This window comes from Streptomyces tibetensis (assembly GCF_040647715.1).
GTDB classification, from domain to species: Bacteria; Actinomycetota; Actinomycetes; order Streptomycetales; family Streptomycetaceae; genus Streptomyces; species Streptomyces tibetensis_A.
Genome location: NZ_JBEZCR010000004.1, coordinates 526,232 through 549,700 on the forward strand (window position 1 = coordinate 526,232; position 23,469 = coordinate 549,700).

Genomic DNA, 23,469 nt, shown 5'->3' on the forward strand with positions numbered 1-23,469 from the left:
GCCACATCACGCGCCCGGCGCCGCGAGCACCAGCGAACCGTCGGACGCCTGCCGCACCGCCGCCCCACCGCTGATCCGCTCCAGTGTGGCGCGCAGCCAGACACGGTCCTCCCCGGAGGCGGGCTCCAGCCGCATCCGGCGAGCCCGGAGCGGCACCATGCGCAGGCCCGCCAGCCGCCCGCTGTCCGCCTCGAGAGACACGAGGAAGGCCAGGCGCAGGTCGTCGCGGTACTGCTCGTGACCGGATATCCCCTCGTAGTCGTCGACGAAGTCCCCGCAGCCGTAGAGGATCAGCCGGTCCCGGTACACCTCCAGCGGGCGGAAATGGTGCGAGGAGTGCCCGTGGACGACGTCGGCTCCACCGTCGATCAGCGCGTGCGCGAAGCGGACCTGCTCCCGGGGCACGCGATACCCCCAGTTCGAGCCCCAGTGCACGGACACCACGGTGAGGTCCCCCGGCCGGCCCGGCCGCCGGACCACGTCCTGGGCCACGGACGGTGAGAGAGCGGGCAGATACGCGACGCCCGGCCGGTCCGTCGTCGCCGCCCAGCCCGACGGGATGCCGCTGGACTGCGCCCCGAGGGCGAACACCCGCAGACGGCGGCCGCCGGCCAGGGGGACGACGGCGGGTGCGTACGCCTCGTCGGCGTCGTGTCCCGCGCCGGCCGTCCGCAGGCCCGCCCGGGCCAGGGCTTCCAGGGTCTCCAGCAGCCCTCCCCGGCCGAAGTCCAGGACGTGGTTGTTGGCGAGGACGGTCACGTCCGGCCGGACCACCGCCAGGGCCGGCAGGTTCGCCGGGTGCATCCGGTAGCGGATCTCCTTGCCGGGCGCGAACGTACCGGCGCGCGTCACCGAGGTCTCCAGATTCACGATCCGGGCGTCCAAAGCGGCCTCGTCCAGCAGCCGCAGCGCCGCACCCCACGGCCACGACGCGGCCACCGGCACGGGCACCGGGCCGTGCGCCGACTCCGCCAGCCGGACATAGGACCGGGCGTCGTCGACGTACGCCTCCCTCAGTGCCGGGTCGCCGGGGTGCGCGAGGATCTGGTCGACGCCGCGCCCGAGCATCACGTCACCGCACAGGAACAGCGTCACGACTGCGCCGCCCACCCCTCCACGGTAGGCGCACCCCGGCCGCCGGGGTCAGGCGTCGACCCTCACCGCACACGACCACCCGTACGGGTCAGGCCCGATCCGCAGTGCGTTCCAGGACACCGCCGTCGGGACCGCGCCCGTGATCTCCACAGCCGAGAGGCCGGTCACCGCCAGCCGCACGTCCAGGCCGCCGTCGGCCTCGTCGGCCTCCACGTCCACGGGCACCTGGCCGTACTCCTCCAGGCGGAAGATGACCTCGTCCAGCAGCGCGGCGAGCAGGTCGTCGTCGCTGGCCTCGGGCAGACGGACCCGGTCCACGGCGGTGGGCCGCACCCGGGAGACGTCCGCGAAGCACTCCACCATCGCCAGGACGGCCTCCGCCAGACAGTGCTCTCTGCACGCCGCCCACGCCTCGATCCGGATGTCACCGGGATGCGGCACCGCCCGGTGCCCGCACTCGCCCGGCTGCCGCCCTTGCCCGCCGTCGCCCGTGTCACCGCCCATGAACATCGCCTGCCCGGGGCTCGCCGACCCATGCGGCCCGGTCCTGTGCGGGGCGATCAGACGGGCTCGTCCGCGAGGTACGGCGGCGCCGGGTCGTACTGGATGCAGCGCCGCACGGCCCGCGCGTGCTCCCGGCCGTGCAACCGCCCGACCAGCCACAACGCACTGTCGATACCGGCCGATACCCCCTGGCTGGTGACCAGGTTGCCGTCGACCACGTAGCGGGCGCCCCGGACCACGGTCACGTCCCCCCGCGCCTCCAAGGTGTCCTCCCGGCTCCAGTGCGTGGCCACCCGGCGTCCCCTGGCAGGCCCGGCGGCGTGCAGCAGGAACGCGCCGGTGCACACACCGTGCACCCACGCGGCCCGCTGCGCGGTCTTCCCGATCCAGTCGGTGACCACCGGGTTGTGCAGCTGTGCCTCCCGGGCGCCCAGCCCGCCCGGCACGTGCAGCACGTCCAGCGGCGGATGGTCGTCCAAAGTGTGGTCGGGCAGGACCCGCAGGCCCTTGTTGCAGCGCACCGGCCCGGGGTGCTCGGAGACGAGCACGGCCGTGTCGGCGCCGTCCCGGAGCCGGGCGGAGACGGTGAAGACCTCCCAGGGCCCCACGAAGTCCAGCTCCTCGGCGTCCTCGAAGACCAGCAGGCCGTAGGTGGTCATGCGGTACGTCCTTCCTCTGAGGGATCTGTCCGGGGCCCCGACGGCCCCGTGGATCCCGAGGTGGAGCGGAAACGGGCGCGGTAGTCCGACGGCGCGACACCGAGACGGCGGTGGAACGTGCGGCGCAGTGTCTCGGCGGTGACGAAGCCGCAGCGGCGGGCGATGGCGTCGACCGGTTCGTCTCCGTCCGTGAGCGCCCTCTGGGCCGCCTCGACACGCACCCGCTCGACGTACGCCGCGGGGGGCACCCCGAGTTCGGCGGTGAAGCGGCGCTGCAGGTGACGCGGGCTCAGCCCGGCGTGCGCGGCGAGGCCGGCGATGTCGTGCCGGGCACCGGGGTCGGCGTGGATAGCGGTGACGGCGGCCCGCACCGGGTCCGTCGCCGGTTGCCGCGACCACAGCGCCACGCTGAACTGCGACTGGCCACCCGGGCGGCGCAGGAACAGCACCAGCCGACGGGCCACCTCGTGCGCGGCGTCCCGGCCGAGGTCGTCCTCCACCAGGGCGAGCGCCAGATCCATCCCCGCCGTCACTCCGGCCGACGTCCACACCTGCCCGTCCCGCACGAAGATCGGCTCGCAGTCCACCCGCACCTCGGGATGCTCCCGGGTCAGCTGCTCCGCGCGGGCCCAGTGTGTGGTGACCCGCCGTCCCTCCAGCAGCCCCGCGGCCGCCAGCAGGAAGACACCGCTGCACACCGAGGCCACCCGCCGGGCACCGGCCGCCGCGGCGGCGACCCAGGCGACCAGGTCCGCGTCCTGCCGGGCCCGGTCGACGCCCCGGCCGCCGACCACGACCAGAGTGTCCGTGCCGGCCGGATCGAGGCCGGTCACACCGTGCGCGGCCGCCATGACCAGCCCGCTGACCGACCGGACCGGCCCCGCCTTGGTGGCCACGACCTCGCAGGCGTACCCGCCCGCGCTGTGGAACACCTCGTGCGGTCCGGTCAGGTCGAGCGGCTGGAAGCCGTCGAAGACGACGAAGACGATGCGGCGATCGGTCACGTCCCTCACGCTCCATCGGCGCGCGGTACGGCGTCAACGACACACATCCCACAGATCGCGCCATGGGACGTCCGGCCGGGCGTGGGTACCACGGGGAGCGGAGGAGAGGAGGCAGACGATGATCTCCCGGACGGTCACCCTGAACGCCCGCGGCGCGGACCTCACCGGTGATCTGACCGTGCCGCCGGACGCCCGCGCGGTCGTGCTCTTCGCCCACGGCAGCGGCAGCTCCCGGCACAGCCCCCGCAACCGCGAAGTCGCCGCCGGCCTGCGCACCGCCGGGCTCGGCACCCTGCTCATCGACCTGCTCACCGAGGACGAGGAACGCCAGGACGCCGTCACCGCCGAACTCCGCTTCGACATCCCTTTGCTGGGCCGCCGGCTGGTGGCCGCCCTCGACTGGCTGGCGCGGGATCCCGGCACCTCGGGCCTGCCCGTCGTCCTGTTCGGCGCCAGCACCGGCGCGGGCGCGGCCCTGGTCGCCGCCGCGCAACGCCCCGACCGGGTACGGGCGGTCGTCTCGCGCGGCGGACGGCCCGATCTGGCGGGCGACGCCCTGGACGCCGTTCGCGCCCCGGTGCTGCTCATCGTGGGCGGCCGGGACACACACGTGCGGGGGCTCAACGAGGAGGCGGCCCGGCGGCTGCCCGCCCCGCACACCCTCCACGTATTGCCCGGCGCCACCCACCTGTTCGAGGAACCCGGCGCACTGGACCAGGTCACCGACGCCGCCCGTCAGTGGTGTGACGACCAGCTGAGGACGGCCCCGCGCCGATGACCGCCGGGTCCGGGAGGAGCGCATCGTCCGGCGGGCACGGGGGTACGCGGGAGCCGGACGGGCCGGGGGCCCTTTCGTGCGGGAAGCAGAGGTGACCGTCATGCGGTTCCGTGATCGCCGGCAGGCCGGCGGGGAACTGGCCGAAACACTGCGTACCCGGCAGCGCGCGGGAGACCTGCCCGACCCCCTCGTGCTCGCCCTGCCCCGGGGCGGGGTCGCCGTGGCGCGCGAGGTCGCCGCCGTGCTGGACGCCCCGCTCGACGTGCTCGTCGTACGGAAGATCGGGGCGCCCCACCAGGAGGAGCTCGGCGTCGGCGCGATGGCCGGGGACGAGGTGCCGCTCCTCGACGAGGACGCGCTGCGGTATCTCGGTATCGGCGAGGCCGCCCTCGCCCCCGTCATCGAGCGGGAGCGGGCCGAACTGCGGCGCCGCGAACGGCTGTACCGGCAGGGTCGGCCGGCCCCGGACCTGCGCGGACGGACCGTGATCGTCGTCGACGACGGCTTGGCGACCGGCTCCACGGCCCGGGCCGCGCTGCGCTTCGTACGCCGTCAGGCGCCCGCGCGGCTTCTGCTGGCCGCGCCCGTCTGCTCCCCGGAGGGCGCCGAGTCGATGCGAGCCGAGGCCGACGAGGTGATCTGCCTGCACCGCCCGGCCGCCTTCATGGCCGTGGGCCTCTGGTACGAGAACTTCGACCAGCTGACGGACGAGGACGTGATGGAAGCCCTGCACGTGCAGCTTTGACCCGTTGTTCACCTGGCAGAGGTGGCGAGAACCAGCCACACCGGACAAAGATGTCCCTCCCCACACCTGCATCAGGAGTAACAAGTGAACGTCTCGCTGTCCGTGTGGCTGCTGACCGTGGCTGCGCTGTGCGTGCTCGTCGCCGTCGACTTCTTCGTCGGCCGCAAGCCGCACGAGGTGTCCCTCAGGGAAGCCGGCACCTGGACGGTGGTGTGGGTCGTCCTGGCCGTACTGTTCGGCGTGGGGCTGTGGTTCGCCGGTGGGAGCGGGCCCACGGGCGAGTTCTTCGCCGGGTACATCACCGAGAAGTCGCTCAGTGTCGACAACCTCTTCGTGTTCGTGCTGATCATGGGGAAGTTCGCGGTGCCCGCGCAGTACCAGCAGCGGGTGCTGATGATCGGCGTCCTGATGGCGCTGGTGCTGCGGGCGGTGTTCATCGCTGCCGGCGCGGCGATCATCTCCGCCTTCTCCTGGGTCTTCTACCTCTTCGGAGCGTTTCTGATCTGGACGGCCTGGAAGCTGGTCCAGGATGCCCGGGGGCAGGACCACGACGAGGAGTACCAGGAGAACAAGCTGCTGAAGATGGCGGAGCAGCGCTTCGGCGTGGCCGACCGCTACCACGGCACGAAGCTGTTCATCACCGAGAACGGCAAGCGGATCATGACCCCGATGCTGGTCGTGATGCTCGCGATCGGCTCCACCGACGTGCTGTTCGCCCTGGACTCCATCCCGGCCATCTACGGCCTGACGCAGGACCCGTACATCGTGTTCACCGCGAACGCCTTCGCCCTGATGGGCCTGCGCCAGCTGTACTTCCTCATCGGCGGCCTGCTGAAGAGACTGGTCCACCTCTCCTACGGCCTGTCGATCATCCTGGGCTTCATCGGCGTGAAGCTGGTGCTGCACGCGCTGCACGAGTCGGGCGTCCACGTTCCCGAGATCGGCATCCCGTTCTCGCTGGGCTTCATCGTGCTGGTCCTGGCGGTCACGACATTCACCAGCCTGCGCGCGTCGAAGCAGCAGCAGGCCGGGGCGGCGGGAGAGCCTGCCGCGGAGACCCGGTAGGCGGCGGGGGAGTCCCGCCGGACGGCAGGGGAGGAGCTGCCGTCAGACGACCCCGTCCGCACGCAGGGCCGCTACCTCCTCGTCGGTGCGGCCCAGTTCGGCGAGGATCGCCTCGGTGTGCTCGCCCACCGCCGGCACGGGGTCCATGCGTGCGGGCAGACCGGCGAGGTCGGCGGGCGGGAGCAGCGCCTCCACGGTGGCGCCCGGCACCTCGACCTCGCTCCAGCGCCCCCGGGCGGCCAGCACGGGGTGGTCCAGGAACGCGGCCACGTCGTTGACCCCGGCGCAGGCGATGCCGATGCGCTCCAGGTCCTTGAGGATCTCGTCGGACCCGGAGCGGGCGCACCGTTCGACGACGACGGCGTTGAGCTCCTCGCGGTGGGCGACACGGTCGGAGCCGGTGGCGAACCGCGGATCGTCGGCCAGCTCCGGACGGCCGAGGAACTCGGCGCACAGCGCCACCCATTCCCGCTCGTTCTGGATGGAGAACAGCACGTCCTTGCCGTCGGCGGCGGTGTACGTCCCGTACGGCGCGATGGTGGCGTGCTGGGTGCCCAGGCGCGGGGGCTGGGTGCCGCCGTGCCGGGTGTAGTAGGCGGGCTGGCCCATCCACTCCGCGAGCGCCTCGAACAGCGACACCTCCACGGGGTGGGCCTCGCCGGTGGTGGCGCGGGTGTACAGGGCCGTGAGGACGCCGCTGTACGCGTACATCCCGGCGGCGATGTCGGCGACGGAGATCCCGGTCCGGGCGGTGCCCTCGGGCGTCCCGGTCAGCGACACCAGCCCGGTCTGGCACTGGACGAGCAGGTCGTAGGCCTTGCGGTCGGACCAGGGGCCGGTCGTGCCGTAGCCGGAGATCGTGCAGGGGATCAGGCCCGGCCGGCGGCTGGTGACGGTGGCGGCGTCCAGACCGAGCCGGGTGGCGGCGCCCGGGGCGAGGTTCTGCACGAAGACGTCGGCGCCGTCGAGGAGGTCGTGCAGGATCTCGTGACCGCGGGGGTCCTTCAGGTCGAGGGTGAGGGACTCCTTGGAGCGGTTGAGCCAGACGAAGTAGCTGGAGTGCCCGTGCACGGTCGTGTCGTACCGGCGGGCGAAGTCGCCGCCGCCGGGCCGCTCCACCTTGATCACCCGGGCCCCGAGGTCGGCGAGCTGCCGGGTGGCGTAGGGCGCGGCCACGGCCTGCTCCAGACTGACCACCGTGACCCCGGCCAGGGGGTACCGCTGCACGCTCATGCCTCAAGCTCCCGAATCGTGTACGGAGGGCGCTCGGACAGTCTGCCCCAGGAGGGGAGCGGGAGGGCGGGCCGCCGACGCGATCCGGATCACGCCGATGGGCGGTTTCGGAGCGTGCTGGTAGCGCTGACGTGCGGTTTTTCCTTCGTGCGGGGCGGGTCGTGGCTGTGGTCGCTCAGGGCCGGGCCAGGCGGCGCATGGGGAGGGCGAGATGCAGGCGGAGCCGTCCCTGCGGTGTGCGTACCGGCCGGCCGAGGAGGTGTTCGGCGTGGGTCAGGCGTTCCTGGGGTCCGGGGGAGCGGGGTGGAGGCGTGGTGCTCGGCATCTCGGCCTCAGACCGCTCCCTCGTGGCTCAGGACCTCAGGGGACTCAACAGCCCCGCCAGCCCCGTCACCACAAAACCCACCGGCCTCCCGAAGCCCGCCCACCTCACCCGGCCCGTCACCCTTCGCAGCTATACCCTTTCCTATTACTTAGGCTGTTTGATGCGGGTTGATAGTCATCCGGCAGGGACGAGAATGCGGTGACGAGGGACCAGCAGACGCCTGGGCTGCCTGGCGCCGACGGTGCGGAGCAGGTCGACGGGCTGCCGTTCCACCCCCGCGCTCTCGCCACCGCGCACCGGGTGGCCCGGGCCGCGGCCCTGGCGGGCGGTCTGCTGGGCCTGGTGGGCCTCGTCGGATGGATCTCGGGGGCCGATGCCCTGAAGGAAGTGCTGCCCGGCGTCGCGGTCGCCATGAAGGCCAACACGGCTGTCGCCCTCATGGTGCTCGGCCTTTCCCTGTCCGTGGTCGTACGGGGCGGGGCCCGCCCGGCGACGCTCGCCGTCTCCCGCGTGGCGGCGGTCCTGGTCGCCCTGCTCGGTGCGCTCACCTTCGCGGAGTACGCGACCGGGACGGCTCTGGGAATCGACGAGCTCCTCTTCGGGGACGACACCGTCCACCAGGGAACCGGGCCGCCGGGGCGGATGGCGCCGAACACGACTGTGGCGCTGATGGCCGCGGGGGCCGGTTCCCTGTGTGCCGGTGCGCCCCGGGTTCCCGCCTGGGTGAGTCAGGTCCTGGGGCTGGCCGTCGGCGCTCTCGGCATGCTGAGGCTGTACGGGGCCGCCTACGCGGTGCCGCAACTGGAGCAGTTCGGCCCGTACTCGGGCATGGCCCTGCACACCGCGGTGGCACTGGCGCTGCTGGGGACGGCGCTCTTCCTGGCCCGTCCGGGAGAGGGCTGCGCGGGGCTTCTGCTGAACGCGGGGACGACGGGTGCGCTGGGGCGTTGGCTGTTCGTCACCGTCGTGATCGTGCCGCCTCTCCTGGGACTGGCCACCCTGGTGGGTGAGGACGAGGGGGTGTTCGGGTCGCGGCTGGGCACCGCGCTGCTCGTCTGCGCCCACGTGGCCGTGTTCACGGCGGTGATCTTCGCGACCCTGACCGTGGGCCGTCGTGTCGAGGTGGCGCACGGCCTTCTCGAGTGGCAGGTCCGCCAGAACGCACTGCTGCAGGCCTTCATGGACCACACGCCCGCGGTGGTGTTCATCAAGGACCTGGACGGCCGCTTCCTGGCCGTCAACACGACGTTCGAGCAGAGCTTGAACCTGTCCCGGGAACAGGTGCTCGGCCGCCGGGACGACGACGTCATGCCGTCCGGCCTCGCGCGCCAGGCGCGAGCCGCCGACCTCGCGATGCTGGCGGAGGGCAGGCCCGTGCAGCGAGAGGAAAAGCTCGCCCTGCCGGGGGGTCCGCGGGAGGTCCTGTCCACCCTGTTCCCGCTCAGGGACGCCTCCGGCACGCCCTACGCCCTGTGCGGTGTCGTCACCGACATCACCGAGCGGGTCGCGGCGCAGCGCGAGGTCCAACGCTCGCACCGGCGGTTCCTCGCGCTGCTGGAGTCCGCTCCCGACGCCACCCTGATCACGGACGGCGACGGCATCGTCCTGATGGCCAATCCGCAGGTCCAGCGGTTGTTCGGACGCGTGCCGGGCGACCTCGTCGGCACCGACGTGATCGGCCTGGTGCCGGCCTCCCGGCGCCGGCGGCACGGCGCCCTCCTGGATGCGTACTTCCGCCTGCGGGCCCCGAAGCCGACGGTCGCGGACACGGACCTGTTCGGGCTGCGCGGCGACGGCTCCGAGTTCCCCGTCGAGGTGAGCGTCAGCAGCCTGCGCTCCGAGCAGGAGACCCTGGTGGTCCTGACCGTCCGGGACATCACCGAGCGCAGACGGCTGGAGGCCGAACGCGCCGAGCGTTACGAGCAGCAGCGGCGTATCGCCTACACCCTGCAGCACAGCCTCATGGGGGAGCCGCCCCGTCTGGCGTACCTGCCGTGCGCCTACCGGTACCTGGCGTCCGTCCAGGACCCCGGGGTGGGTGGTGACTGGTTCGACGTCATCCCCCTCGACGAGCGCCGCACCGGCGTCCTCATCGGCGATGTGATGGGCAGGGGGCTGGAGGCCGCGGCCGTCATGGGGCAACTGCGCGCCGCCTCCCACGCCCTGGCCCGCACGGGTGCCACGCCCAGCGGGCTGATGAGGGCCCTCGACACCTTCGTCGGCGACCTGGCGGACCAGCTGGTCACCTGCGTCTACCTGGTCCTGGACCAGGGCAGGCACGAGGTCACCCTGTGCTCGGCGGGACACCTGCCCGTCATCTCCCTGCCGCCCGACGCCCCGGCCTGCCGGCTGGCCTCACCCGTCGGCGTGCCGCTGGGCGTCAACGACGCGGGACACGGGGTGCCGTTCGAGGAGGCGACCAGGCCGCTGCCGCCGGGCAGCGCCCTCGTGCTCTACACCGACGGACTGGTCGAAAGGCCCGGCACGGACATCGAGGCACAGGTCGACGTCCTCGTCCGCGCCGTCGACACCACGCTGAAGGGCACGCCCGTGGACGACCCGGACATCCTCGATCAGGCGGCGGGCCGCTTGGTCAAAACCCTCATCGCGGACACGGACACCTCCGACGACGACGTGACGCTGCTCCTGCTCGGCGTGCCCGGCCCGGCGGCGAACCTGCCCCCAGCCTGAGCGGGCACCACCGGTTCGCGGCCTTCGGCTGCGCGACCGCGCCTCTGTCACGGTCCGGGCACGCCTCCCGTCTCCTTCTGGCCACGCAACCGAAGTGGCCGAAAAATGTGTCTCCGAGCGTGGCCGGCCGCTGGGGAGCGGCCGCCTTGGGGGGCTGGAAATGAACACATGGGCGGTGCCCGGATACACCGAGTCGCTCGAACTCGGGGCGGGGGCAAGCGGCCGGGTCGTCCTCGCCGTGCACGAGGAGACCGGTGTGCCGGTCGCCGTGAAGTACCTCAGCGAGTCGCTGCGCACCCGGCCCGGGTTCGTGCGCGGCTTCCGGGCCGAGGCACGGCTGCTCGGCGGCCTGGAGAGCCCTCATGTCGCAGGGCTGTACGAGTACGTGGAGAGCCCGGACGGCGCCGCCATCGTGATGGAGCTGGTCGACGGCGTCCCGCTGCGAACGCTGCTCAGACGGGAGGGCCCCCTCGCTCCGGAGGCCGCGCTCGTCGTCCTCAAGGGCTCGCTGCTCGGTCTGGCCGACGCGCACCACCTCGGTGTCGTCCACCGCGACTACAAGCCGGAGAACGTCCTGGTCGGGCCGGACGGCTCCTCCAAGCTCGTCGACTTCGGCATCGCCGTGGACGCGGGCACCAGCGCCGGTGTGGCCGGAACCCCCTCCTACATGGCCCCCGAGCAGTGGACCGGCGCACCCGCCTCGCCCGCCTCCGACGTCTACGCGGCCACGGCCACGTTCTTCGAGTGCCTGACGGGGCACAAGCCGTACGACGGCGAGAACCTCGCGGAGCTGGCGCTGCGGCACCTCGACGCGCCGGTCCCCGCCGAGGAGGTCCCCGACGCGGTGCGGGAACTGGTGCGGCGCGGTCTGGCCAAGGATCCGGCGGAACGCCCCGCGCAGGCCGAGGCGTTCGTCACCGAACTGGAGTCGGTCGCCGGCGCCGCCTACGGCACCGACTGGGAGGAAAACGGCCGGGGACGGCTCGCCGCGCTGGTGGCCCTCCTGCCGCTGCTCCTTCCCTCGGCCCGCACGGCCCCTCGGACCACCACGGACACCGCTCGCACGGTGCTGAGCCGGACGGCGGGCCCCGGCCGGACCCACCCGTGGCTGCCCGGCCGCCCCGGACTGCTCGTGTCCGCCGCCGCCGTACTGCTCGGCGCCCTCCTGACGTACGGACTGCCCTACGACCCCGGAACCGCGGCGCAACGGGCGGCGCAGGCCCTGGCGACCACCAGCGCCGGGCCGGGGGCGGGCCCGACGGCGTCCGCCGCCCCGGCCGCCTCCTCCCCGGCCGCCACTCCCACGGACTCGGCCGCCCCGTCGCCGTCCTCCACCGTGTCGGGCTCGGATGCGGCGACCACCGGCACCGGTGCGCCCACGGCCTCGGCCGCCCCGCCCGGCGGCGAGGAGACGACCGCTCCCGCCGCGACGACCACCGCACCCCCCACCGCCGCGACGCCGACGACCACGGCCCCGGCGCCACCCTCCGGCCCCGCCGTCAAGCACGTCGCCGTGACGGCCTTCCGGCAGACCGGCCCCATGACCGCGACGGCGACCCTCGGCATCACGACGGACGGCACCGGCCCCGTCTCCATCACCGTCTCCTGGTTCGCGGGCGACACCGCGGGACAGCCGGGCACGGCGGACGGCACGTCCCAGACCTTCGAGCGCAGCGGCGCCACCCAGTACACGCTCGGCGTCGACCACACCTTCCAGACCCTCGGCTGCTACTGGACGGTGCAGGTCACCACGACCCCGGCCGCCGCCGACGGCGGCGCCTCGCAACAACTTTTGACCAGGGGGTGCGACCTGCGATGACCACACACGACGACGACCACACAGCCGCGCCCACCGACGACGAGCGGACGGAGGTGTTGAGTTCCGCCGGCGAGCAGGCCGCGGTGCTGAGTTCCGCCGCTGAGCAGACCGCGATGCTCGGCCGCGTCGGCGACCGGACCGCGGCGCCGGGGTGTCCCGCCGACCGGACCCTGACGCTCGGAGCCGATGCGGAGTACAGCGCCACCGTCCTCGCCAGCCACTGGATCCAGCGACCCGAAGCCGACGAGACCCTCGCGGAGCAGGCGGCGACGGAGGAGGCGCCTGCCCGGCCGGCGTCCCCCGACCGGGTCGAAGGAACCGTGCTGCGCTTCGGCCCGGGAGTGACCGCCGCCGTTCACCACCGCACACTCCCCGCCGTCCCGCCGCCTCCCGCGCCCCGGGAGCGACGGCTGCGCAGGCACGCCCTGCCCGCGCTGGTCGTGCTCTGCGTCCTCGCGCTCCTCGCCTGGCAGCGCCTCGGGCCGCCCCTGGCGGTGAGCACGGTGACGGTCGGGGCCCGGCCGACGTCCCTGGGCTGCGACGGCACGGCGGACCTCGTCGCCCTGGTCACCACCAACGGCCGCCCGGGCACGCTGTCCTACCGCTGGATCCGGAGCGACGGCACCGCCTCGGGCGTGCTGAAGGAGGTGCTGGCCCCGGGACAGCGGCAGGCACGCCTTCACCTGCGCTGGACCTTCCAGGGCACGGGTCACCGGACGGCCCGGGCCGAACTGCGCATCCTCTCCGGAACCCCGCGCACGGTCACCACCGGCTTCACGTACGACTGCCCCTGACCGGGGACGCGCCCCAACGCGGGCGGCGAACGCCTCATGTCCCGGGGCCGCCCTGGCCGGGCGGGTGCCTATCCCGAAGGCCGCCCGCCGAGGGCCTCGCGCCTCATCTCCCGGGCGCCCCCACGCGCAGCCCGTCCATGACGAAATCCAGCAGGCGGGTGGCGCGGGGCTGCCAGTCGGTGCCGGGAGGCAGCGTCCAGAGTCCGCCGATGAGAAGGAGGAGGTCGTCCGCGGTGATGCCCGGGCGGATGGTGCCGGCCTCCTCCGCGGCCCGGAGCAGCAGTTCGGCCGCATCGGTCACCGGGGTGTGCCGAGGCTTCTCCGGCTGTCCCGGTGCGCTGGTGGCCTGGCGGATCGCGTCGGCCAGGCCCGCCTTGGCCAGGGCGAACCGCGCCAGCCGGTCCAGCCATTCGCGCAGCGCCCGGTCGGGCTCCCGGCTCTCCAGCAGCGGCGCCGCGGTGTCGGCGACCTGCTGCATCTCGTGCCGGTAGACCTCCAGGACGAGTGCCTCGCGGGTGGGGAAGTGGCGGTAGAAGGTGCCCTGTCCGACGCCCGCCTTCTTGGCGATCGCGCTCAGCGGGACGTCCGCCGAACGCGTCAGTTCCTCCAGCGCCACTTCCAGGATGCGCTCACGGTTGCGGAGCGCGTCCGAGCGCAGGGGGGCGTCCTTGTTCTGACGCACTCGTACTCCTCGCGGGCCGTGGCCGAAACCGGACCTTGCTAAGCGGACAGTTGTCCGTTACGTTTCCCGAGTAGCGGACAAGTGTCCGCTTGTTCCATCGTATCGGCGGGCCACCCGCGCGGACAGCCCGTGTCGGACGCTCCGCGCGCGGGCACGCCCCGCATCCCGCCCGGTCGCGGACCGACACCGCCACCCGCAGCGGCCCCGCCCCCTTTTACCCGGCGATGTGAGAGAGAAGGCTTCCATGCCCCCATCGACGTCCAGCGACCTCACCCTGTCCGTCAACGGCGAGAAGTACACGCTGACCGTCGACCACCGCACCACCCTGCTCGACGCCCTGCGCGAACGACTCGACATGACGGGCACGAAGAAGGGCTGCGACCAGGGCCAGTGCGGTGCCTGCACGGTCCTGCTCGACGGCCGCCGCAGCCTGGCCTGCCTCCAGCTCGCCGTGGCCGCGGAGGGGCGCGAGGTCACCACCATCGAAGGCGTGGCCGAGGACGGGCGGCTGCACCCCGTGCAGCAGGCGTTCCTCGACCTGGACGGCTTCCAGTGCGGCTACTGCACGCCGGGCCAGATCTGCTCGGCCATCGCCGTGATCGAGGAGCACGCGGCCTGCTGGCCGAGCGCGGTCACCGGCGACGTCCGGCCCGAGGCGGGACCACCGCCGCTGACCCCGGAGGAGATCCGCGAACGCATGAGCGGCAACCTGTGCCGCTGCGGCGCGTACGTGTCGATCGTCCAGGCCGTGGCCCGGGCCGCCGAGGAGACGAAGGGGGCGGCGGCATGAGGGAGTTCGGCTACCAACGCGCGTACGACGTCTCCGGCGCCCTGGCCCTGCTCGACGGCGACGGGGAAGCCCGGTTCCTGGGCGGCGGCACCAACCTCGTCGACCTGATGAAGACCGGCGTCGAACGGCCCGCCCGGCTCGTGGACGTACGAGAACTGCCCCTGAACCGCATCGAGCCGGCCGAGGACGGCGGGCTGCGCATCGGGGCCACCGTCACCAACAGCGACCTCGCCGCCCACCCCGAGGTCCGGCGCCGCTACCCGGCCCTCGCACAGGCGGTGCTGGCCGGAGCCTCCGGACAGCTGCGCAACATGGCCACCGTCGGCGGCAACCTGCTCCAACGCACCCGCTGCGGCTACTTCGCCGACGTCGACTCCCCCTGCAACAAGCGTGATCCCGGCAGCGGCTGCCCCGCGATCGCGGGCGAGCACCACAACCACGCCGTCCTGGGCGCCTCCGGCCACTGCGTGGCCACCCACCCCTCCGACATGGGCGTGGCACTGGCCGCCCTCGACGCGCGCGTGTCGTACGAAACCGCCTCCGGTGCGGGCGAGTTGTCGCTCACCGACTTCTATCTTCCGGTGGGGGAGACCCCGCATCGGGAGACCGCCCTGCCGCCGGGCGCGCTCATCACCGGCGTCACCCTCCCGGCCGACGGCACAGCGGCCAACTCCCGCTACCGCAAGGTGCGCGAGCGGGCCTCGTACGCCTTCGCCATCGGCTCCGTCGCCGCCGCGCTCGACGTGCGGGACGGCCAAGTCCACGACGTGCGCCTGGCGTTCGGCGCGGTCGCCTCCCGCCCCTGGCGCGCCCGCACGGCCGAACGCGTCCTGACCGGCGGCCCGGCCGACGCGGAGCACTTCGCCGCCGCCGCGGACGCCGAACTGGCGGCCGCCCGGCCTCTGCCCCACAACGGATACAAGGTGACCCTGATGCGCAACCTCGTCGTGGCCGTCCTGAGCGAACTCGCCGAGGAGGCCGCCCGATGACCACCACCACCCAGGGCAACGCCACCACCCAGGGCAACGCCGCCACCACCACCCGGGAGAGCGCCGGCACCGCCATCCACCGGAGCGCGGGCACCGCGCACACCCGCGTCGAAGGCCGCGACAAGGTCACCGGCGCGGCCCGCTACGCCGGCGAGATCCCCTTCGCGGACCTCGCCCACGGCTGGCTGGTGCTGTCGACCGTGGCCCGCGGCCGCGTCCGCGCCCTGGAGACCGACGCCGTGCTCGCGATGCCCGGTGTCCTCACCGTGCTCCACCACGGCAACGCCCCGCGGGTCGACACCGCCTTCGTCGGCATGATGGGCGTCCCGCCGGACCCGAGCACCGGCCTCTTCCAGCACGACCGGGTGCCCCACATGGGCTGGCCGGTGGCCCTGGTCGTCGCCGAGACCTCCGAGCAGGCCCGGGAGGCCGCCGGGGCCCTCGTGGTGCGCTACGACCGCGAGCCGCACGACGTCGCGTTCTCCGCGCGGCGCGAAGCCGAGGCCTACCCGCTCGACGGGCACATGCCGGCCGTGGTGGAAAAAGGCGACCTGGAGGCCGGACTGGCGGCGTCCGCCGTCGTGGTGGACGCGGAGTACACCACGCCCGAGGAGCACCACAACCCGATGGAGCCGCATGCGGCGACGGCCCGGTGGGAGGGCGGCCGACTGGAGGTCGTCGACTCCAACCAGGGCACCGGCTGGGTCGCCGACGAGCTCGCGCGCCTCTTCTCCCTCGACCGGGCCTCCGTACGGGTCCGCTCCGAACACGTCGGCGGCGGCTTCGGCAGCAAGGGCACCCGGGCGCACCAGGTGGCCGCCGTGATGGCCGCGACCGTGCTCCAGCGCCCCGTCCGGGTCGTTCTGACCCGCCGGCAGATGTTCTCCCTCGCCGGCCACCGCAGCCCCACCGCCCAGCGCGTGAGGCTCGGCGCCGACGCCGACGGGCGGCTGCGCGCCCTGGAGCACCGGTCTCTGAACCAGACCTCGACCGTGCACGACTTCGTGGAGCCGAGCGCCGCGGCGAGCCGGTCGATGTACGCCGCCGACGCCCACCACACCGCCAGCCGGCTCGTGAAGCTCGACGTCCCCACCCCGACCTGGATGCGCGCCCCGGGCGAGGCGCCGGGCTCGTTCGCGCTGGAGTCGGCGCTCGACGAGCTCGCCGAGCGGTGCGGCGTCGACCCGATCGAGCTGCGGGTCCGCAACGAGCCCGCGGTCGGGCCGGTGTCCGGGCTGCCGTTCGGCAGCCGCAACCTGATCGCCTGCTTCCGGGAAGGCGCCCGCAGATTCGGCTGGGCCGGGCGGGATCCGCGGCCCGGCGTGCGCCGGGAGGGTCGCTGGCTGCTCGGCACGGGTACCGCCGCCGCCTCCTTCCCGACGCTGGCCATGCCGTCCACGGCGGCCCTGACCGCAGAGGCGGACGGCACCTTCACGGTGCGGATCAACGCCGCCGACATCGGCACCGGCGCCCGCACCGCGCTGACCCTGGTCGCCGCCGACGTCCTGGATGTCCCGGCGGACCGTGTCCGGGTACACATCGGGGACAGCGACCTCGGCGCCGCGACGATCGCCGGCGGGTCGGCCGGCACCCGCTCCTGGGGCTGGGCCGTCACGGTGGCCGCCCAGGAACTGCGCCGCAGCCTCGCGCCGGGCGCGGACATCCCGCCGGAGGGCGTCACCGTACGGTCGGACACGGCCGAAGCCCTCGGTGCCCTCGCCCTCAAGGAGCGGCACGCCTTCGGGTCCCAGTTCGCCGAGGTCGCCGTCGACCCCGCCACCGGCGAGATCCGCGTCCGCCGCATGCTGGGCATCTTCGCGGCCGGCCGGATCGTGAACCCGCTCACCGCCCGCAACCAGTTGGTCGGCGGCATGATCTGGGGCATCTCCATGGCCCTGCACGAGGAAGCCGTCCGCGACCGGGCCAGCGGCGGCCTCTACGGTGCCGACCTCGCCGGCTACCACGTGGCCGCGCACGCCGACGTGCCGCACATCGAGGCCGACTGGGTCGACGACCCCGACCCCGAAGACCCGGTGGGCATCAAGGGCATCGGTGAGGTCGGCATCGTGGGCGCGGCCGCGGCGGTCGCCAACGCCGTGTGGCACGCGACCGGCGTACGTCAGCGGGACCTTCCGATCCGGCCCGACCGTGTGCTGGCGGGCGGCGATGCTTGATCTCGCAGGGCCCCTGCACGGGTGGATCGAGGAGGGCCGGGAGTTCGCCGTCGCCACGGTGGTCGCCGTCGGCGGCAGCGCCCCCCGCCCTCCCGGCGCCGCACTCGCCGTGTGCGCCGACGGCACGGCCGTCGGCTCGGTCTCCGGAGGCTGCGTGGAAGGAGCGGTGTACGACCTGTGCCTCCAGGCCCTCCAGGACGGCGAGACCGTGGTGGAGCGGTTCGGCTACAGCGACGAGGACGCCTTCGCGGTGGGACTGACCTGCGGCGGGACCATCGACGTCATGATCACCCCGTTCCTGGGCGGTCGTCCGGCCGAGACGGCCGCTCTGGCAGCCGCCGCCCGGGAGGAAGCCGTGGCCCTGGCCCGGGTGGCCCGCGGCCCGTCCGGCCTCCTCGGCCGGGCGCTGCTGGTCCGTCCCGACGGCTCGTACGCCGGCGGTCTCGGCGGCGCCCCGAACCTGGACCGTGCCGCGCTCGACCGGGCCCGCGCCCTGCTCGCCACCGGGCGCACCGGCACGGTGGAACTCTCCGAGGACGGGTCGCACTGCCCCGGCGGTCTCACGCTGCTCGTCGAGTCGGCCGCCCCCGCGCCCCGCATGATCGTCTTCGGGGCCATCGACTTCGCGGCGGCCCTGGTGCGGGCGGGGAAGTTCCTCGGGTACCACGTCACCGTGTGCGACGCCCGCCCCGTCTTCGCGACCCGGGCCCGCTTCCCCGAGGCCGACGAGATCGTGGTCGACTGGCCCGACCGCTACCTGCGGCGCACGAGGACCGACGGGCGCACGGTGCTCTGCGTGCTGACCCACGACGCGAAGTTCGACATCCCCCTGCTCACGGAGGCGCTGCGGCTGCCCGTCGCCTATGTCGGCGCCATGGGCTCCCGCCGCACCCACGAGGACCGCGAACGGCGGCTGCGGGATGCGGGGGTGAGCGAGCACGAGCTGGCCCGGCTCAGGTCTCCGATCGGCCTGGACCTGGGGGCCCGTACGCCCGAGGAGACCGCCGTGTCGATCGCGGCGGAGATCATCGCGGCACGACACGGCGGCACGGGAGAACCGCTCACCGGCTCGGTCAGGCCGATCCACCGCCGTGAATGCGAGCCGCAGCCGGTGTGAGCGCCGGCCGCGACCCTGGCCGGACCGAGCGCGAGCCGCGGCCGCGGCGGGTCTGGGCGCGAGGCGCCGCCCGGCCCGCCCGAGCGGCTGCCGCCGACGTGCCGGAGGGGCCGGGGCCGTGTCCGGCCGCGGCCCCTCCATGGGCGCGAGGTGAGGTGTCAGGCCGCGGCGGGCTCCGAGGCGTGACCGTGCAGACGGGCGATGACCTCGGTCAGCTGCTCGGCGACCTCGGCGTCGTCGGCCGGGTGCGTCTCGGCGAAGCGGGTCATCGAACCGGGGATGGACAGCTTGACGTCCTCCAGGACCTTGCCGCCGGCCACACCCACGGACTTACGGGTCTCGTCGTGCGCCCAGACACCGCCGTACTGGCCGAACGCGGTGCCGACCACGGCGACCGGCTTGCCGCTGAGGGCACCCGCACCGTACGGGCGGGACAGCCAGTCGATGGCGTTCTTCAGCACGGCCGGGATGGTGCCGTTGTACTCGGGGGTGAACAGGATCAGGCCGTCGGCGGCGTTCGCGGCCTCGCGCAGCCGCGCGGCGGCGGCCGGGACGCTGCCCTCCACGTCGATGTCCTCGTTGTAGAAGGGAATCTCGGCCAGACCCTCGAACAGGTCGACCTCGGCACCTTCGGGGGCGAGCTTGACGGCCGCCTCGGCGAGCTGGCGGTTGTGCGAACCGGCGCGGAGGCTGCCGACGAGGGCGAGGATACGAACGGACATGCTGACTCCCACATGTGAGGCGCTGCTCTGAGGCACTGACGACGATCCGGACCGGAGTCCGTTTAAGGTTCTAGCATCTTAACCGGACCGCGGTCCAGTTTTGTTCCCGATGCTTTACGCTGGCTTCATGTCCACCGCCCCGCCCCCCTCCTCGACGCCCCAGGAGCCCTTCGATCACCCCGAGCTTCTTCAGCTCGGCACCGCCCTGGAGGGCGAGGAGCCCTGCCTGCGGGCCGACGCCGCGCGCAACCGCGCCAGGCTGCTGGAGGCTGCCGGGCGGCTGGTGGCGGAGCGCGGCGCGGAGGCCGTCACGATGGAGGCCGTGGCCGCCGAGGCCTGCGTCGGCAAGGGCACGGTCTTCCGCAGGTTCGGCGACCGTACGGGGCTGCTGACGGCACTGCTCGACCACTCCGAGAAGAAGTTCCAGGCCGCGTTCCTCGGCGGCCCGCCGCCGCTCGGGCCCGGAGCGCCGCCCGTGGAGCGGCTGCGGGCGTTCGGCTGCGCGATGCTGCGCCGCTCCGCCGACGACCTGGAACTGCAGCTGGCGGCCGAGCCCGGCGCGCACCGCCGCTTCGTGGTCCCCGCCCGCCGCGTGCTGCGGCACCACATCGAGATGCTGCTGCGCCAGGCCGTCCCCGAGGCGGACTGCGATCTCCTCTCCCACGCGCTGATGGGCCAGCTGGACCCGGCCCTGATCCACCATCTGACCAGGCAGTGTCAGGTCCCCCTGGCCCGGCTGGAGGCCGCGTGGGTCGACCTCGTCGACCGGGTGACCGGCGCGGACACCGCCTGCCGGTAGACACCCACCGTACCCCGTGAGCGTTCACGGGTTTCTCACAACTCCCCCGCCGGACGGGCGCGTTGAGCCTTCTGCCAAGATGCCGTACGTCATGGTGCAGATACCGAAAACGCCCGCGCCCCCGTCCCCCGCACCGTCGCGCTCCGTGCCCACGAGCGCCGATGTGGCCCGCCTGGCCGGCGTCTCGCGCGCGACCGTCTCCTACGTCCTCAACAACACCAGTGCCGTACGGATCAGCGAACCCACCCGCCGCCGGGTGCACGAGGCCGCGAAGGAACTCGGGTACGTGCCCCATGCCGCGGCCCGCAGTCTGCGCGCCGGGCACAGCCGCATGGTCCTGATCCCCGCGCCGACCTTCCCCGTCGGCCCGCTCTACGGCCGGTTCCTCACCGACCTCCAGGGATCCCTCGCCGCCCTGGACTACACCGTCGTGCAGCACGGTACCGGTGGTCCGCACGGCGACGAAGCCGCCCGCGTCTGGGCCGAGTTGCGGCCCGTGGCCGTGCTCGTGCCCGGCTCCGGGCTGGGCCCGCACGGGGTCGCGGTGCTCAAGCGCTCGGGGGCGCGGGCCGTGGTCACCCTCGGCCCCGAGACCATCGAGGGCGCACACGCGCTGCTCATGGACCACGACGTCGTCGGCCACAGCGCGGGCGCCCACCTGTACGACCGCGGCAGGCGCCGGATCGGCGTCGTCGTCCCGCAGGAGCCCGGTCTCGAGGCGTTCTCCGCACCCCGCCTCGACGGCGTGCGCCAGTCGGTGCACGGCACGGACGCCACCGTGACGGAACTGCCCCTCGCCTACGACGAGCAGGCCGCGGCGCTCCTCGCCGCCCGCTGGCGCACGCTCGGCCTGGACGCCGTGTTCACCTACAACGACGAGTACGCGATGCTGCTGATGCGGGCCCTGCTGGACGAAGGCATCCGCATCCCCGAGGAGACGGCCGTGATCGGGGCCGACGACCTGGTGCTCGGGCGGTTGCTGCGACCCCGGCTCAGCACGGTCCGCCTGCGGCTGCCGTCCGGACGTGAACTCGCCGAACTGGTCGACCGGGCGGTTCGTCATCCCGCCACCGAGCCCGAGACGCACAAGGTGCTCGGGGCGACGGTGCTGCACCGCGAATCGAGCTGACCCGGCGGGCACGATGTTTCCGCCGGACGGCGGACGTCGGCCGCCATCCGCCGGAGGGTGAGCGCCGGACGCCGGACGCCGGCCCGCAATCGGCGGGCGGCGGGCAGCGGCAGCGGGCAGCGGGCAGCGTGCACTAGACGGCAGACGGCAGACGGCAGACGGCAGACGGCAGACGGCAGACGGCAGACGGTAATCGGCAGACGGTCCGGTCCGCGGGCTTGGCAGGGCTAGGATGTTGCATGCTCAACAAAACGGGGACGCGCTCCTGCGCGGGCCGCGGCACGCACCGCCGCGCCCGCTCCGTGCGTTCCGCCATGTGACCGCCGAACCGGCCGCGCACGCACGGGAGTTCCGCTCGCCCGTCAGCCGGTGACCGATCGATCGGAGAGCCGTCATGCCGTTGCTCGACACGAAAACCTGGCAGCCCCGCAGCCTCGCGGGGCCCGGGTACACCGTCACCGAGCCCGCCACCGGCCAAGCCCTCGGCACACTCGCCCTCGCCGGCCCCGAGGACGTCGAAGCCGCCGCCGGCCGGGCCGCCGGCGCCCAGATCGCCTGGGCACGCACCCCGCACTTCGCCCGTGCCGCCGTGCTCCGCAAGGCCGGCGACCTGTTCACCGCGCACGCCGCCGAACTGCGCGAATGGCTCGTCCGCGAATCGGGTTCCGTCCCCGGCAAGGCCGACTTCGAGCTGCACGTCGCGGCCCAGGAGTGCTACGAGGCCGCCGCGCTCGCCTCCCGCCCGGCCGGACAGGTGCTGCCCAGCGAGGCGCCGCGCCTGTCGTACACGCGCCGCGTCCCGGCCGGCGTGGTCGGCGTGATCTCGCCGTTCAACGCCCCCCTGATCCTGTCCATCCGCTCCGTCGCACCGGCCCTGGCGCTGGGCAACGCGGTCCTGCTGAAGCCGGACCCCCGCACGGCCGTCTGCGGAGGACTGTCCCTGGCCGCTGTCTTCGCCGCCGCGGGCCTGCCGGAGGACCTGCTGCACGTGCTGCCCGGAGGCCCGGACGCCGGACAGGCCCTGGTCGCCCACCCGCGTGTGCCGATCATCTCCTTCACCGGCTCCACCGCCGGCGGACGGGCAGTGGGCGAGGCCGCCGGCCGTCACCTCAAGCGGGCCCACCTGGAACTGGGCGGCAACTCGGCCATGATCGTGCTGGAGGACGCCGATCTCGACGCGGTGATCTCCACGGCCGCCTGGGGCTCGTTCTTCCACCAGGGCCAGATCTGCATGACCACCGGACGCCATCTGGTGCACGCGTCCCTCTACGACGAGTACGTCGAGCGGCTGGCCGCCAAGGCGGACTCACTCGCCGTCGGCGACCCGCACCGGGACCAGGTCCACCTGGGCCCCATCATCGACTCCGGCCAGCTCGGCAAGATCAGCGGTCTGGTCGAGGCCAGCACGGCCGCGGGCGCGAAGCTCGCCGCCGGCGGCACCCACGACAGGCTCTTCTACCGGCCGACGGTCCTCGCCCACGTCGACGACCGCACCCCCGCCTACACGGAGGAGGTCTTCGGCCCGGTCGCGCCCGTCCGCTCCTTCACCACGCCCGACGAGGCGGCGGCCCTGGCCGCGCAGAGCCCCTACGGCCTCTCCCTGGGCATCGTCACCAGGGACCCGGCCCGCGGCCTCGACCTCGCCGAGCGCATCCCGACCGGCATCGTCCACATCAACGACCAGACGGTGAACGACGAGGCCGTGGCACCCTTCGGCGGGGTCGCCGCATCCGGTACAGGCGCCCGCTTCGGCGGCGAGGCCAACCTGGAGGTCTTCACCGAACTGCGCTGGACGACGGTACGCGGAGACGTCGCCCCGTACCCCTTCTAGAGCCCTTGCGTTCTAGAGCCCTCGCGCCTCGCCCGAGAGCCCGGGGTGGGAGAGCCCGGTGTGGGAGGGCCCGGCCGTCCGGGCCCCCCGGCCGGGTCACTCGGCCGGCTGCTGGGCCTGCTGCTCGGCGACCGCCTTACGGACCTCGTCCATGTCGAGGTTGCGGGCCTGCCCGATGACGTCCGTCAGGGCGGCCTCGGGCAGGGCACCGGGCTGCGCGAACACGGCGACCTGGTCGCGGACGATCATCAGCGTGGGAATGGACTGGATACCGAAGGCCGCGGCCAGCTCGGGCTGCGCCTCGGTGTCCACCTTGCCGAACACCAGGTCCGGGTTCTCCCCGGCCGCCTTCTCGTACACCGGGGCGAACTGCTTGCACGGCCCGCACCAGTCGGCCCAGAAGTCGATCAGGACGAACTCGTTGTCCGTGACCGTCTGGTCGAAGTTCTCCTTGGTGAGCTCCACGGTGCTGCTCATGGCGTACATCCCTACTTCCTGGTGTGGGGTCAAGCCGTCGGCACAAC

General features: G+C 73.5%; 21 protein-coding genes and 1 pseudogene. 13 read left to right on the forward strand and 9 right to left on the reverse strand.

The genetic code is table 11. From position 1 onward, the window contains the following. Positions 1-6: 6 nt before the first annotated feature. Genes AB0B29_RS13960 through AB0B29_RS13975 form a run of 4 tightly spaced genes read right to left on the reverse strand, consistent with a single transcriptional unit; the run spans position 7 to position 3,262 of the window. On the reverse strand, positions 7-1,110 hold the full coding sequence (locus AB0B29_RS13960; protein ID WP_362238365.1) for a CapA family protein: 1,104 nt from the start codon (positions 1,108-1,110) through the stop codon (positions 7-9). A gap of 33 nt (positions 1,111-1,143) precedes the next feature. Continuing rightward, positions 1,144-1,599: an archease gene (locus AB0B29_RS13965; RefSeq protein ID WP_362238368.1), complete on the reverse strand. Its 456-nt coding sequence runs from the start codon at positions 1,597-1,599 to the stop codon at positions 1,144-1,146. A gap of 56 nt (positions 1,600-1,655) precedes the next feature. Then, on the reverse strand, positions 1,656-2,258 hold the full coding sequence (locus AB0B29_RS13970; protein WP_362238371.1) for a DJ-1/PfpI family protein: 603 nt from the start codon (positions 2,256-2,258) through the stop codon (positions 1,656-1,658). Beyond that, a complete protein-coding gene (locus AB0B29_RS13975) occupies positions 2,255-3,262 on the reverse strand; it encodes a GlxA family transcriptional regulator (RefSeq protein ID WP_362238374.1) in 1,008 nt (335 codons plus the stop codon). Before AB0B29_RS13975 ends, AB0B29_RS13970 begins: the two co-directional genes overlap by 4 nt. A 118-nt stretch (positions 3,263-3,380) precedes the next feature. Here AB0B29_RS13975 and AB0B29_RS13980 point away from each other — a divergent pair, with 118 nt between their 5' ends. The 3 genes from AB0B29_RS13980 to AB0B29_RS13990 all read left to right on the forward strand — a co-directional run bounded on the left by AB0B29_RS13980 (position 3,381) and on the right by AB0B29_RS13990 (position 5,850). Beyond that, a complete protein-coding gene (locus AB0B29_RS13980; RefSeq protein WP_362238377.1) occupies positions 3,381-4,040 on the forward strand; it encodes a dienelactone hydrolase family protein in 660 nt (219 codons plus the stop codon). 100 nt (positions 4,041-4,140) lie between these two features. Next, positions 4,141-4,785, forward strand: a complete 645-nt coding sequence (locus tag AB0B29_RS13985) for a phosphoribosyltransferase (protein WP_362238380.1) — start codon at positions 4,141-4,143, stop codon at positions 4,783-4,785. Between the two features lie 84 nt (positions 4,786-4,869). After that, positions 4,870-5,850 carry a TerC family protein gene (locus AB0B29_RS13990; RefSeq protein ID WP_362238383.1) on the forward strand — a complete coding sequence of 327 codons (981 nt, stop codon included), beginning with the start codon at positions 4,870-4,872 and terminating at the stop codon, positions 5,848-5,850. A 42-nt stretch (positions 5,851-5,892) separates the two neighbouring features. On the opposite strand, the gene AB0B29_RS13995 is transcribed toward AB0B29_RS13990, so the two are convergent. Together AB0B29_RS13995 and AB0B29_RS14000 are read right to left on the reverse strand one after the other, a co-directional pair. Continuing rightward, a complete protein-coding gene (locus tag AB0B29_RS13995; RefSeq protein WP_362238385.1) occupies positions 5,893-7,083 on the reverse strand; it encodes a CaiB/BaiF CoA transferase family protein in 1,191 nt (396 codons plus the stop codon). Positions 7,084-7,258: 175 nt separating this feature from the next. Further along, positions 7,259-7,369: pseudogene (locus tag AB0B29_RS14000) on the reverse strand (PucR family transcriptional regulator); the annotation flags it as partial. 237 nt (positions 7,370-7,606) lie between these two features. On the opposite strand from AB0B29_RS14000, the gene AB0B29_RS14005 reads away from it, so the two are divergent. From AB0B29_RS14005 to AB0B29_RS14015, 3 genes are all read left to right on the forward strand, one after another. Beyond that, complete coding sequence (locus tag AB0B29_RS14005; protein WP_362238388.1) at positions 7,607-10,099, forward strand: SpoIIE family protein phosphatase; 2,493 nt, start codon at positions 7,607-7,609, stop codon at positions 10,097-10,099. 160 nt (positions 10,100-10,259) lie between these two features. Then, positions 10,260-11,918, forward strand: coding sequence for a serine/threonine-protein kinase (locus AB0B29_RS14010; RefSeq protein ID WP_362238391.1), 1,659 nt, complete (start codon positions 10,260-10,262; stop codon positions 11,916-11,918). Further along, the gene (locus tag AB0B29_RS14015) at positions 11,915-12,712 is read left to right on the forward strand and encodes a hypothetical protein (RefSeq protein WP_362238394.1); all 798 of its coding nucleotides are present in this window, start codon (positions 11,915-11,917) and stop codon (positions 12,710-12,712) included. Before AB0B29_RS14010 ends, AB0B29_RS14015 begins: the two co-directional genes overlap by 4 nt. Before the next feature lie 103 nt (positions 12,713-12,815). On the opposite strand, the gene AB0B29_RS14020 is transcribed toward AB0B29_RS14015, so the two are convergent. Further along, entirely contained in the window at positions 12,816-13,394 is a 579-nt protein-coding gene (locus AB0B29_RS14020) for a TetR/AcrR family transcriptional regulator (RefSeq protein ID WP_362238397.1), read from the reverse strand. Between the two features lie 244 nt (positions 13,395-13,638). Between AB0B29_RS14020 and AB0B29_RS14025 the strand changes: the two genes are divergently transcribed. The 4 genes from AB0B29_RS14025 to AB0B29_RS14040 are packed head-to-tail and all read left to right on the forward strand — an operon-like array spanning position 13,639 to position 18,464. Next, complete coding sequence (locus AB0B29_RS14025; protein ID WP_362238400.1) at positions 13,639-14,184, forward strand: (2Fe-2S)-binding protein; 546 nt, start codon at positions 13,639-13,641, stop codon at positions 14,182-14,184. After that, positions 14,181-15,173 (forward strand): FAD binding domain-containing protein, encoded by a 993-nt coding sequence (locus AB0B29_RS14030; RefSeq protein ID WP_362238403.1) that lies wholly within the window; start codon positions 14,181-14,183, stop codon positions 15,171-15,173. The genes AB0B29_RS14025 and AB0B29_RS14030 overlap by 4 nt, the downstream gene beginning before the upstream one ends. Then, on the forward strand, positions 15,170-17,347 hold the full coding sequence (locus AB0B29_RS14035; protein WP_362238406.1) for a xanthine dehydrogenase family protein molybdopterin-binding subunit: 2,178 nt from the start codon (positions 15,170-15,172) through the stop codon (positions 17,345-17,347). The genes AB0B29_RS14030 and AB0B29_RS14035 overlap by 4 nt, the downstream gene beginning before the upstream one ends. Continuing rightward, entirely contained in the window at positions 17,340-18,464 is a 1,125-nt protein-coding gene (locus AB0B29_RS14040) for an XdhC/CoxI family protein (RefSeq protein ID WP_362238408.1), read from the forward strand. Before AB0B29_RS14035 ends, AB0B29_RS14040 begins: the two co-directional genes overlap by 8 nt. Before the next feature lie 158 nt (positions 18,465-18,622). Here AB0B29_RS14040 and AB0B29_RS14045 read toward each other — a convergent pair whose 3' ends face one another. Next, on the reverse strand, positions 18,623-19,186 hold the full coding sequence (locus AB0B29_RS14045) for an NAD(P)H-dependent oxidoreductase (RefSeq protein ID WP_031110747.1): 564 nt from the start codon (positions 19,184-19,186) through the stop codon (positions 18,623-18,625). A 127-nt stretch (positions 19,187-19,313) separates the two neighbouring features. Here AB0B29_RS14045 and AB0B29_RS14050 point away from each other — a divergent pair, with 127 nt between their 5' ends. The 3 genes from AB0B29_RS14050 to AB0B29_RS14060 all read left to right on the forward strand — a co-directional run bounded on the left by AB0B29_RS14050 (position 19,314) and on the right by AB0B29_RS14060 (position 22,945). Continuing rightward, the gene (locus AB0B29_RS14050) at positions 19,314-19,985 is read left to right on the forward strand and encodes a TetR/AcrR family transcriptional regulator (RefSeq protein ID WP_362238411.1); all 672 of its coding nucleotides are present in this window, start codon (positions 19,314-19,316) and stop codon (positions 19,983-19,985) included. Positions 19,986-20,064: 79 nt separating this feature from the next. Then, positions 20,065-21,114, forward strand: coding sequence for a LacI family DNA-binding transcriptional regulator (locus AB0B29_RS14055; RefSeq protein WP_436845842.1), 1,050 nt, complete (start codon positions 20,065-20,067; stop codon positions 21,112-21,114). A gap of 394 nt (positions 21,115-21,508) precedes the next feature. Next, on the forward strand, positions 21,509-22,945 hold the full coding sequence (locus tag AB0B29_RS14060; protein WP_362238417.1) for a benzaldehyde dehydrogenase: 1,437 nt from the start codon (positions 21,509-21,511) through the stop codon (positions 22,943-22,945). A 96-nt stretch (positions 22,946-23,041) separates the two neighbouring features. Here the strand turns inward: AB0B29_RS14060 and trxA are convergent, their stop codons facing one another. Then, the gene (gene trxA, locus AB0B29_RS14065) at positions 23,042-23,422 is read right to left on the reverse strand and encodes a thioredoxin (protein ID WP_053673779.1); all 381 of its coding nucleotides are present in this window, start codon (positions 23,420-23,422) and stop codon (positions 23,042-23,044) included. Positions 23,423-23,469 lie beyond the last annotated feature (47 nt).

Coding starts and splice junctions, on each gene's coding strand:
- AB0B29_RS14035 (WP_362238406.1), top strand. CDS start 15,170: ATGACCACCACCACCCAGGGCAACGCCACCACCCAGGGCAACGCCGCC.
- AB0B29_RS13985 (WP_362238380.1), top strand. CDS start 4,141: ATGCGGTTCCGTGATCGCCGGCAGGCCGGCGGGGAACTGGCCGAAACA.
- AB0B29_RS14050 (WP_362238411.1), top strand. CDS start 19,314: ATGTCCACCGCCCCGCCCCCCTCCTCGACGCCCCAGGAGCCCTTCGAT.
- AB0B29_RS14015 (WP_362238394.1), top strand. CDS start 11,915: ATGACCACACACGACGACGACCACACAGCCGCGCCCACCGACGACGAG.
- AB0B29_RS13980 (WP_362238377.1), top strand. CDS start 3,381: ATGATCTCCCGGACGGTCACCCTGAACGCCCGCGGCGCGGACCTCACC.
- AB0B29_RS14055 (WP_436845842.1), top strand. CDS start 20,065: ATGCCGTACGTCATGGTGCAGATACCGAAAACGCCCGCGCCCCCGTCC.
- AB0B29_RS14030 (WP_362238403.1), top strand. CDS start 14,181: ATGAGGGAGTTCGGCTACCAACGCGCGTACGACGTCTCCGGCGCCCTG.
- AB0B29_RS13965 (WP_362238368.1), bottom strand. CDS start 1,599: ATGGGCGGTGACACGGGCGACGGCGGGCAAGGGCGGCAGCCGGGCGAG.
- AB0B29_RS14045 (WP_031110747.1), bottom strand. CDS start 19,186: ATGTCCGTTCGTATCCTCGCCCTCGTCGGCAGCCTCCGCGCCGGTTCG.
- AB0B29_RS13995 (WP_362238385.1), bottom strand. CDS start 7,083: ATGAGCGTGCAGCGGTACCCCCTGGCCGGGGTCACGGTGGTCAGTCTG.
- AB0B29_RS14060 (WP_362238417.1), top strand. CDS start 21,509: ATGCCGTTGCTCGACACGAAAACCTGGCAGCCCCGCAGCCTCGCGGGG.
- AB0B29_RS13970 (WP_362238371.1), bottom strand. CDS start 2,258: ATGACCACCTACGGCCTGCTGGTCTTCGAGGACGCCGAGGAGCTGGAC.
- trxA (WP_053673779.1), bottom strand. CDS start 23,422: ATGAGCAGCACCGTGGAGCTCACCAAGGAGAACTTCGACCAGACGGTC.
- AB0B29_RS14025 (WP_362238400.1), top strand. CDS start 13,639: ATGCCCCCATCGACGTCCAGCGACCTCACCCTGTCCGTCAACGGCGAG.
- AB0B29_RS14010 (WP_362238391.1), top strand. CDS start 10,260: ATGAACACATGGGCGGTGCCCGGATACACCGAGTCGCTCGAACTCGGG.
- AB0B29_RS14040 (WP_362238408.1), top strand. CDS start 17,340: ATGCTTGATCTCGCAGGGCCCCTGCACGGGTGGATCGAGGAGGGCCGG.